This window comes from Rhizobium mulingense, from assembly GCF_029194105.1.
In the GTDB taxonomy this organism is placed as follows: Bacteria; Pseudomonadota; Alphaproteobacteria; order Rhizobiales; family Rhizobiaceae; genus Rhizobium; species Rhizobium mulingense.
The window spans coordinates 457,536-466,863 of the sequence record NZ_JARFVE010000006.1; the positions used below are offsets into that span (position 1 = coordinate 457,536).

General features: G+C 61.0%; 8 protein-coding genes, 1 tRNA gene and 2 pseudogenes. 8 read left to right on the top strand and 3 right to left on the bottom strand.

Annotation, left to right across the window (positions count from 1 at the left end; genetic code table 11):
* Nucleotides 1–20: 20 nt before the first annotated feature.
* Together PYR71_RS17270 and mgtE are read right to left on the bottom strand one after the other, a co-directional pair.
* Complete coding sequence (locus PYR71_RS17270) at nt 21–413, bottom strand: MerR family transcriptional regulator (protein WP_011425479.1); 393 nt, start codon at nt 411–413, stop codon at nt 21–23.
* A gap of 65 nt (nt 414–478) precedes the next feature.
* Entirely contained in the window at nt 479–1,891 is a 1,413-nt protein-coding gene (gene mgtE, locus PYR71_RS17275; RefSeq protein ID WP_183913675.1) for a magnesium transporter, read from the bottom strand.
* Between the two features lie 241 nt (nt 1,892–2,132).
* Here mgtE and PYR71_RS17280 point away from each other — a divergent pair, with 241 nt between their 5' ends.
* The 3 genes from PYR71_RS17280 (at nt 2,133) to PYR71_RS17290 (ending at nt 3,881) form a co-directional block, all read left to right on the top strand.
* Complete coding sequence (locus PYR71_RS17280) at nt 2,133–2,627, top strand: peptide deformylase (protein WP_275620205.1); 495 nt, start codon at nt 2,133–2,135, stop codon at nt 2,625–2,627.
* Nucleotides 2,628–2,698: 71 nt separating this feature from the next.
* Nucleotides 2,699–3,211, top strand: a complete 513-nt coding sequence (locus PYR71_RS17285; protein WP_275620206.1) for a BON domain-containing protein — start codon at nt 2,699–2,701, stop codon at nt 3,209–3,211.
* 304 nt (nt 3,212–3,515) lie between these two features.
* Complete coding sequence (locus PYR71_RS17290; protein ID WP_183913669.1) at nt 3,516–3,881, top strand: hypothetical protein; 366 nt, start codon at nt 3,516–3,518, stop codon at nt 3,879–3,881.
* A gap of 321 nt (nt 3,882–4,202) precedes the next feature.
* Here PYR71_RS17290 and PYR71_RS17295 read toward each other — a convergent pair.
* Nucleotides 4,203–4,287: transfer RNA gene (locus tag PYR71_RS17295), tRNA-Leu, on the bottom strand.
* A gap of 182 nt (nt 4,288–4,469) precedes the next feature.
* Here PYR71_RS17295 and lipB point away from each other — a divergent pair.
* From lipB to PYR71_RS17320, 5 genes and pseudogenes are all read left to right on the top strand, one after another.
* Nucleotides 4,470–5,189, top strand: a complete 720-nt coding sequence (gene lipB, locus PYR71_RS17300) for a lipoyl(octanoyl) transferase LipB (protein WP_275620207.1) — start codon at nt 4,470–4,472, stop codon at nt 5,187–5,189.
* Nucleotides 5,190–5,268: 79 nt separating this feature from the next.
* Nucleotides 5,269–6,221, top strand: a pseudogene (locus PYR71_RS17305) (DMT family transporter).
* Nucleotides 6,222–6,285: 64 nt separating this feature from the next.
* Nucleotides 6,286–6,990, top strand: coding sequence for a hypothetical protein (locus PYR71_RS17310; RefSeq protein WP_275620208.1), 705 nt, complete (start codon nt 6,286–6,288; stop codon nt 6,988–6,990).
* A 107-nt stretch (nt 6,991–7,097) separates the two neighbouring features.
* Nucleotides 7,098–9,107, top strand: a complete 2,010-nt coding sequence (locus tag PYR71_RS17315) for an acetyl-CoA carboxylase biotin carboxylase subunit (RefSeq protein WP_275620209.1) — start codon at nt 7,098–7,100, stop codon at nt 9,105–9,107.
* 72 nt (nt 9,108–9,179) lie between these two features.
* Nucleotides 9,180–9,328, top strand: a pseudogene (locus PYR71_RS17320) (S-(hydroxymethyl)glutathione dehydrogenase); the annotation flags it as partial.

Below are 9,328 nucleotides of genomic sequence, written 5' to 3' on the forward strand. Positions count from 1 at the left end.
CGCAGACTCTGCCCCTGTTGTCAGGTGGTGACACCGATTTCGGCGAGGCGGCCGAGGCAGGCCTCCTCGATATTGTCGAGTTCCGTCAGCGTGTCGTCTATATCCTTGCGCTTCTGGCGCAGGTCCTCACGTTTCTCGTCGACGCGCTTCATCAGAAGCTTCAGCTGGCCGAGTTCGCCCGGCGGCTCCTTATAGACCTGGATGATCTCGCGAATTTCCGCGATGGTGAAACCGATCCGCCGCCCGCGCAGGATTTCGCCAATCAGCCGGCGGTCCGCCGGCCGGAACAGGCGGGTGCGCCCTCGCCGCTCCGGATGGATCAGTCCCTCGTCCTCGTAGAATCGGAGCGTGCGCGTCGAGACACCGAATTCGCGCGTCAGCTCCGTTATGCTATAATATTTGTTCACCGGCATGTGTTCCCCGTCGTCGAACCGGTAATAATATTGACTTTTACGTAATAGTCAATTTTGGCAGGCCGTCAGATGCCGAACCACCACGTGGCGATGCCGAGAAAGGCAAAGAAGCCGGTACAATCCGTTACAGTCGTGACGAAGACCGAGGAGGCGATAGCCGGGTCGGCCCCCATCTTGTCGAGCAGCAGCGGCAACAGGATGCCGGCAAGGGCTGCCGCCATCAGATTGATGATCATCGCCGCCGCGATCACGCCGCCGAGCTGGTAGTCATGGAACCATGTGCCGGCGATCGCGCCCATGATCGTCGCGAAGATGATGCCGTTGAGGATGCCGACGCCCGCCTCTCTGCGGATGATGCGGCCGGCATTGTAGATATCGAGATCGCGGGTGGCGAGCGCGCGCACCGTCACCGTCATCGTCTGCGTGCCGGCATTGCCGCCCATCGAGGCGACGATCGGCATCAACACGGCAAGAGCGATCATCTTCTCGATCGAGGCGTCGAAAAGGCCGATGACACTGGCCGACAGCATCGCCGTGGCAAGGTTGATCAATAGCCAGAGGAAACGTGAGCGCGCCGTCGACAGCACATTGTCGGACAATTCTTCGTCGCCGACGCCGCCGAGGCGCTTGATGTCCTCATCCGCTTCCTCATGGATGACGTCGACGACGTCGTCGATGGTCAGCACGCCGACCAGCCGGCCGTTTTCGTCGACGACAGCGGCCGAGAGAAGGTCGTATTGTTCGAAGAGCTGGGCGGCCTCTTCCTGGTCCATTTCGGCAGGAACCGGATGGTTGGTTTCACGCATGATCTGCTCGATCTTCGTCTGCCGCTTGGTGCGCAGGATCTGATCGAGATCGACGGCGCCGAGCAGCTTGAAGGTCGGATCGATGACGAAGATCTGCGAAAAGGAATAGGGCAGATCCTCCTCGTCGCGCATGTAGTCGATCGTCTGGCCGACCGTCCAGAACGGCGGCACGGCGACGAATTCCGTCTGCATGCGGCGGCCGGCCGAGCTTTCGGGATAGTCGAGCGCCCGGCGCAACCGCACCCGTTCGGTAAACGGCAGCTGCGCAAGGATCTCTTCCCGGTCTTCCTTGTCAAGATCTTCGAGAATGTAGACGGCATCGTCCGAATCGAGCTCGCCGATCGCGGCGGCAATCTGCTCGTTCGGCATCTGGTCGACAATCTCGCGGCGGATCGCCTCGTCGACCTCGGTCAGCGCCGTCATGTCGAAATCTTCGCCGAGCAGGCGCACCAGCGCCAGCCGCTGATCCGGCTGGATCGATTCCAGCAGGTCGCCTATTTCGGATTCATGCAGGCGGGCAACATTCTGGCGCAGGAACAGCGTATCGCGATCGGCGATCGCGGCGCCGACGAGGGCTAGAAAATCGCCACGGACGTTGCCGTCCTCGTCGTAAATATCCGCCTCCCCGTCATCGCGGCGGCGAATGCGCTCTTCCGTATCGGTCGTCGTCATCTGCCGCCCTCGCACCTGGTTCGAATTTCAACGACTGCCGCGCCGCGTTCGCAAATGTCGGCCGAAAACACATTGTCAACAAGCAGATAGTAAATCCCGCGCAAAGCTTTCCCGCAGTCGGAATTCCTGCTCCTGCTAGCTCAAAGCATCCCTGCCGTAAAGCGCCAAACCGTGCTTCTTGATGACAATGCCTGCGACCGGCGATAGTTTCCCCGTCGTTCAAACTGAGGAACACCGCTTCATGCCCGTCCGTCCAATCCTGCGTTATCCGCATCAGGGCCTGAAGACCGTCTGCGCGCCGGTGACGGCCTTCGATGCCTCGCTCGCTGCGCTGGCCGACGACCTGCTGGCGACGATGCGCGCGGCCCCCGGTGTCGGCATCACCGCCGCCCATATCGGCGTTTTCCTTCGTGTGACGGTGCTGGAGCTCGACAGGGCCGACGGGGTGCGCCTCTATGTCAATCCTGAGATCACCTGGCGGTCGCAGGAGACGATGATCCATGCCGAGGGCAGTGTCTCCATGCCCGGCGCGACCGACGAAGTCACGCGCCCGCGGGCGATCCGCTTCCGCTATCAGGATGCCGACGGCAAGATGCACGACGAGGCCGCCGAAGATTTCCTCGCCATTTGCATCCAGCACGAGGTCGATCAGCTCGACGGCATTTTCTGGCTGCAGCGGCTTTCCCGGCTGAAGCGCGACCGCCTCGTCAAAAAATGGGAAAAGACGCAAGGCTGACAAATCGCCTGGCACACCGAACCATTCGCCCCTGTCGGCGTTCTCCCGCAGAGAAACAAGGAGCGACCATAATGGCAAGGATCGGCGACAAGACCCCGATTTCACGCGAGGCCCCCGAGCTCTCCCGTGAGGAAGATTATCGCGACCTCGAAGAACGCAATCTCGACGATGGCTGGCCCTATGCCGACGGTACCGCCGTCAGCGATCCGGCTAACCGCCCCTACGGCGAGACAAAAGCGAATTTCGACAGCGATCCCAACCAGGGTTTTCGCGTCGACGGCACGGATAAGGACGGCAATGAGAATCGCCTGAAGGATTCGCTGCGCGCCGGCACGATCGATCGTGACGACAGCGACGAGCTCGAGGCACGGGTAAACGACAATCTTGAAAACATTCCCGAAGTCGATATCAACAGCATCGAGGTCCATGCCGACGGTCACGTCATCACCCTGGAAGGCTCGGTGGAGACGATCGGCATTGCCCGCAAGGTCGAGCTCGGTGCGCTTTCTGTCGACGGCGTCCATCATGTGCGCAACAAGCTGCAGCTGACCGGCGTCGACGCCCATATCCCCAATGAAGACTGAGCGTCACGCGAACGGCGATCAGGACGGGAGGCGGGCTGCTGCCTCCCGTTCGATCCGTCCAACATTACCAAAAGTTAACAATTTCCGATTGCAGCAAGCGCGGGGCAATCCGTGGCCCGTTTGTTAGGCGGCTGCCGTAACGAAAACGTCAAATTCATTGACAAGACTGTGATTTCATTTGAACAAAAGGCTGCGGACCAACCGTTTTTCATTCACAATTTCGCCTTAATTGGGGCGCGAACTCTTAACTCGCCGGGGATGGTTTATGTTGTTGAATTCAACAACAGATTGAGGAGAAGAAACCATGCGCATCAAATTTGCCCTCGCCGCATCCCTGTTCGCCGTCAGCCTCACAGGCGCTGCCTTCGCTCAGCCGACATATTCCGACGACTATACCAATGACAGTGACGGCTTTGCACCGAGCCCGATGGCCAAGCCCGCTCCGGTTCACTACAGCAACCACAAGGCTCCGGCCTATTCCAGCGATTACACCAATGACAGCGACGGCTTCGCCCCAGTGGCGATGACCGCCCCCGCGGTCGACAAGACGGCGACCGCGAGCATCAAGCCCCTGCCCCCGTGCCACAGCATGGTCGGCCCGAAGGGCTCCCATACCAAGGGTGCCGACAGCGGCGCCTCGCGTACCGAAGCCTGCCGCGCAACGCATTGATCCAATAGAAGGGGCTGCAAAACCGGCCCCTTCCTTCCAATTCGCTTCGATCGCCTCAGAACACGAACGGAACGAGCCGGTAACGGGTCGTGGCCATGAAGGCGTTTACGGGGATCTCGCAGAGCGTCTCCAAATCAGATCGCGATCTTTGGAGAATCACTTGTCGCTCTAAGTCGCGGTTCAGATCAGCGCGACGTGTTTCACCGTCGTCGAAGCTTGTCCGACGCGGCGGCACTCACGGCCAACTGGCCGCGTTACACATATATAAGGTGATAAGCTTATACCGACATCTTCGCCCGGCGAGCGTTCCCTGAAAAGGAATGGTGCGGTCGAGAAGACTCGAACTTCCACGGGTTGCCCCACAGCGACCTCAACGCTGCGCGTCTACCAATTCCGCCACGACCGCATCGTGGTAGGTGCCGATTTGCGTCGGCGGGGCAGCATGTAGCAAAAGCATTTGGGGTGCACAAGGGCGATGTGACAGTTTTTTTGAAAACCTTTCACAGCATTTGAACTGGCTGGAAAACGGGTCCATATACGTTGCCTGCCGCCCCTATTTATCAGGCATTTCGGGGCAAGCGGCAAGGAATGGCCATGCTTCGCACCGATCTCGAATTCTCTATGCTCCCCAAACTCGATAGCCGTCCGGTGCGCTGGCGCATCGCTGATGGGCTCGTCGCCTATGAGGAAGCGGTGGAAGCGATGGAGCGCGAGGTAGCGGCGATCGCAGACGGCGGCGACGAGCTTGTCTGGCTCGTCGAGCATCCGCCGCTCTATACCGCCGGCACCAGCGCCAATGCCGGCGACCTCGTCCAGCCGGATCGTTTCCCGGTCTTTGCGACGGGACGCGGCGGCGAATATACCTATCACGGACCCGGTCAGCGCGTCGCCTACGTCATGCTCGACCTGAAGCGCCGCCGCCAGGACGTGCGCGCCTTCGTCGCCGCCCTCGAGGAGGTCGTCATCCGCACGCTCGAGATGATGAACGTCCGCGGCGAGCGGCGCGAGGATCGCGTCGGCGTCTGGGTGCGCCGCCCGGAAAAACCGCTGCTGGCCGACGGAACCATGGCTGAAGACAAGATCGCCGCCCTCGGCATCCGCTTGCGCAAATGGGTGACCTTCCACGGCCTGTCGCTGAACGTCGATCCGGACCTCGATCATTTCAGCGGCATCGTGCCCTGCGGGATCTCGGCCTATGGCGTGACCAGCCTTGTTGACCTCGGCCTGCCTGTCATGATGGCCGATGTCGATATCAGGCTGCGCGCCGCTTTCGAGACGGTTTTTGGCGAGACGGTCAACGCGTCGTGATCGCTTACGAAGTTTGACGGCTTGATTTGCCCGGCTTTCCCATGATTGATGGGCGCCGTCCCCGCAAGAATCGGCCGCCATGTCAGAGTCCCATCAAAACTCCCTGCAGGGCATGGCCATCATGTCCGGCGCCATGTTCATCCTGCCGACCATGGACGCCATCGCCAAATACATGGCCACCTTCGAGGCGATGTCGCCGGGCCAGGTGACGTTCTACCGATTCTTTTTCCAGATCGCCTGCACCCTGCCGATCCTCGTCGCTCTTTTCGGGTTCAAGGCGTTTTCGGCCAAACGACCATGGATGAATATTCTGCGCGGCGTGCTGCACGGTGCTGCAAGCCTGCTGTTCTTCGTCGCCGTCAAATACATGCCGCTTGCCGACGTCTTTGCCATCTATTTCGTCGAGCCCTTCATGCTGACCGCCATGTCGGCCGTGTTCCTCGCAGAGAAGGTCGGCTGGCGCCGCTGGATGGCGATCGCGGTCGGTTTCGGCGGCGCGATGATCGTCATTCAGCCCAGTTACGAGATTTTCGGCCTCAAGGCGCTGCTTCCGGTCGCCTGCGCCTTTCTGTTCTCGCTCTATCTTTTCCTCAACCGCGCAATCGGCGAGGCCGATTCGCCGCTCACCATGCAGACGATGGCCGGCATCGGCGGGACGGTCTTCATGGCCGCCGCCCTTCTCGTCGGCAGCGGCGCCGGCAAAGAGGATTTTGCCATTTCCCTGCCCGCCTCCGGTCTCGGTCTCGCGCTGCTTCTCGCTCTCGGCTCGATCTCCGGCTATGCGCATATGCTGGTAGTCAGGGCTTTCCGGCTTGCGCCGCTGTCGCTGCTTGCGCCGTTCCAATATTTCGAAATCATCTCGGCCACCGTGCTCGGCTATGCGCTGTTCAACGATTTCCCGAGTTTTTCCAAGTGGATCGGCATCTTCATCATCGTTGCATCGGGCCTCTTCATCATCTGGCGCGAGCGGCAGCAGCACAATCGCTAAAATCCTCCAGATTTCGGGAATATCGGATTAACGCCTCTTCTTGAGGGATCGTCAATTCGCGGGCGATAAAACTGTCTCCGGCTTCATGATGAAGCTTGGAGTTAAAACATGAGCGAATTCCGTCTCGCTTTTCCGGCCTGTGTCGTGGCCGGCAAGCATCGGCTGACGGCCGAAGATATCGTGCTGCTGCGCAAACATGCCTTTCCCCAGGGGATCCGGACATCCCAGGATGTCGTTGCAATGTTGGCGCTCAACAATTCCTGTCCCGAAAAATGTGCCGAGTGGAACGCCTTCTTCGTGGAGCAGATCGCCGGCTTCATCGTCCATTACACCTATCCGCAGGGCTCGCTTGATGAAATCAACGTTGCCTGGATCATGCGCATGTTCACGACCGACGGCGTCGTCAACTCGGCGCTGGAGCTCGAACTCATTCTCCACGTCATGGAGATTTCGGCCGATGTCCCGGGTGAATTGAGAGCTCTTGCCCTCGACCAGCTTCGCCTGGCGATCACCGACGGCATCGGCGGCTACAAGCTGTCGCGCGCCGTCGACCGCAAGAACATCACACGCCAGGACGTCGATTTTGCGATGCGCATCTTCAGAAGCATCGCCGCAGGCGGCGTCATCGCCGTGTCGCCGGCCGAATATGGCGTCCTCCATCAGATCGAGCAGGCAACGCTGCCAGGCGCCAACCATCCGCACTGGGCTGGGATCATGGCCGCCGTCACGCTGCGCGATCGACCGGAACCGCGGCGCAGCCGCTGGCTGCGCATCGTCGACGAGGAATCCGTCGCGGAAGCCGCCGTCGCCTGACATTCCGCGGCGTCATCCCACGTCTCCTGCGTGCCGGCGCCAAGCCCGATTGTGCGTTCCGGTGTTTATGCGTAAAACTCCGGAATGCATTTCTGGGTGGAGTCTCGATGTTCAAGAAAATCCTGATCGCGAACCGCGGCGAGATCGCCTGCCGCGTGATCAAGACGGCGCGCCGCATGGGCATTTGGACCGTTGCGGTCTATTCGGATGCGGATCGGGATGCGCTGCATGTCGAAATGGCCGACGAGGCCGTCCATATCGGCCCCGCCGCAGCGTCGGAAAGCTATCTGGTCGCCGACAAGATCATCGCCGCCTGCAAGGCGACCGGCGCCGAGGCCGTGCATCCCGGTTACGGATTTCTCTCCGAGCGCGCCTCTTTCTGTGCCGAGCTGGAAAAGCAGGGCATCGTCTTCATCGGCCCGAAGCCGAAGGCGATCATGGCGATGGGCGACAAGATCGAATCGAAGAAATTCGCCAATGCCGCCGGCGTCTCCACTGTGCCCGGCCATCTCGGCATCATCGAGGATGCCGCCCATGCGGAAACCATCGCCGGCAGCATCGGCTATCCCGTCATGATCAAGGCGTCGGCCGGCGGTGGCGGCAAGGGCATGCGCATTGCCTGGAACAAGGCGGAGGTGCGCGATGGCTTCGAGCGCGCCCGCTCGGAGGCGAAAAGCTCCTTCGGCGATGACCGCGTCTTCATCGAGAAGTTCATTGTCGAGCCGCGCCATATCGAGATCCAGGTGCTGGCCGATGCCCATGGCAATGTCGTCTATCTTGGCGAACGCGAATGCTCGATCCAGCGGCGCAACCAGAAGGTGGTGGAAGAGGCCCCCTCGCCTTTCCTTGACGAAAAGACCCGCAAGGCCATGGGCGAACAATCAGTGGCGCTGGCCAAAGCCGTCGAATACCAAAGCGCCGGCACCGTCGAATTCATCGTCGACCGCGACCGCAACTTCTATTTTCTCGAAATGAACACCCGCCTTCAGGTCGAGCATCCCGTCACCGAGCTCGTCACCGGCATCGATCTCGTCGAGCAGATGATCCGGATCGCCGCGGGAGAGCCGCTTGGGTTCGGCCAGGAGGCTGTCAGGCTCGATGGCTGGGCGATCGAAAGCCGGCTCTATGCCGAAGATCCATACCGCAACTTCCTGCCTTCGATCGGCCGGCTGACGCGCTACCGCCCGCCGGCGGAAGGTAGGAGCGGCAACGTCGTCGTCCGCAACGATACCGGCGTCTTCGAGGGTGCGGAGATCTCGATGTACTACGACCCGATGATCGCCAAGCTCTGCACCTGGGCGCCGACGCGCAGCGAGGCAATCGAAGCCATGGGCCGGGCGCTCGACGGCTTCGTCGTCGACGGCATCGAGCACAATGTTCCCTTCCTGTCGGCGCTGATGAAACATCCGCGCTGGCGCGAGGGCCGGCTTTCCACCGGCTTCATTGCCGAGGAATATCCTGACGGTTTCGCGCCGATGAAGCCGGATCGGCAGGAGGAAGCCACGCTCGCCGCAATCGCGCTGTCTGCCTCGCTCATCGAAGCGAACCGCCGCGAACATTTCGCTGATCGCCTGCGCGCCGCAGCCGGAGCGTTGCGTGAGCATTGGGTGGTCAAATCAGGCGTCAGCTACGTCGCTGTAAGATTGCTCGATGGCCTGGTCTCCATTCCTTTCGACATGGACATGCAGATCGAGGGCGAAACCTGGAACGTTGTCACCGATTGGAGACCAGGTGATTCGGTCTGGAGCGGCAAGGTCGGCGGCCAGGATATTGCCGCGCAGATCCGTCCCGTCCTTAACGGCCTGCGCATCGACTGGCAGGGACTGTCCGTCACAACCAAGGTGTTTTCGCCGCGCCATGCGGAACTCGACAGTTTGATGCCAGTGAAGCTGCCGCCCGACACCTCCAAGCTCCTGCTCTGCCCGATGCCCGGCCTCGTCGTGTCCATCGCGGTTGCCGAGGGCCAGGAGGTCAAGGCCGGTGAAACACTTGCGATCGTCGAGGCGATGAAGATGGAAAACGTCCTGCGCGCCGATCGCGATCTCGTCGTCTCGAAGATCAATGCCGCCGCCGGTGAAAGCCTGGCCGTCGACGCGGTGATCATGGAATTCGCTTGAGCCGGGCTTGGCGGCCATGCCAAGCTTCCGCTACAGGCACTCACAAAGAGAAAATCAGCAGGGAGATCCAAGATGGACGTTCGCGCCGCCGTAGCCGTTCAGGCCGGAAAACCGCTCGAAGTGATGACCGTGCAGCTCGACGGCCCGAAGGCCGGCGAAGTGCTGGTTGAGGTCAAGGCGACCGGCATCTGCCACACCGACGATTTCACCCTGTCGGGCGC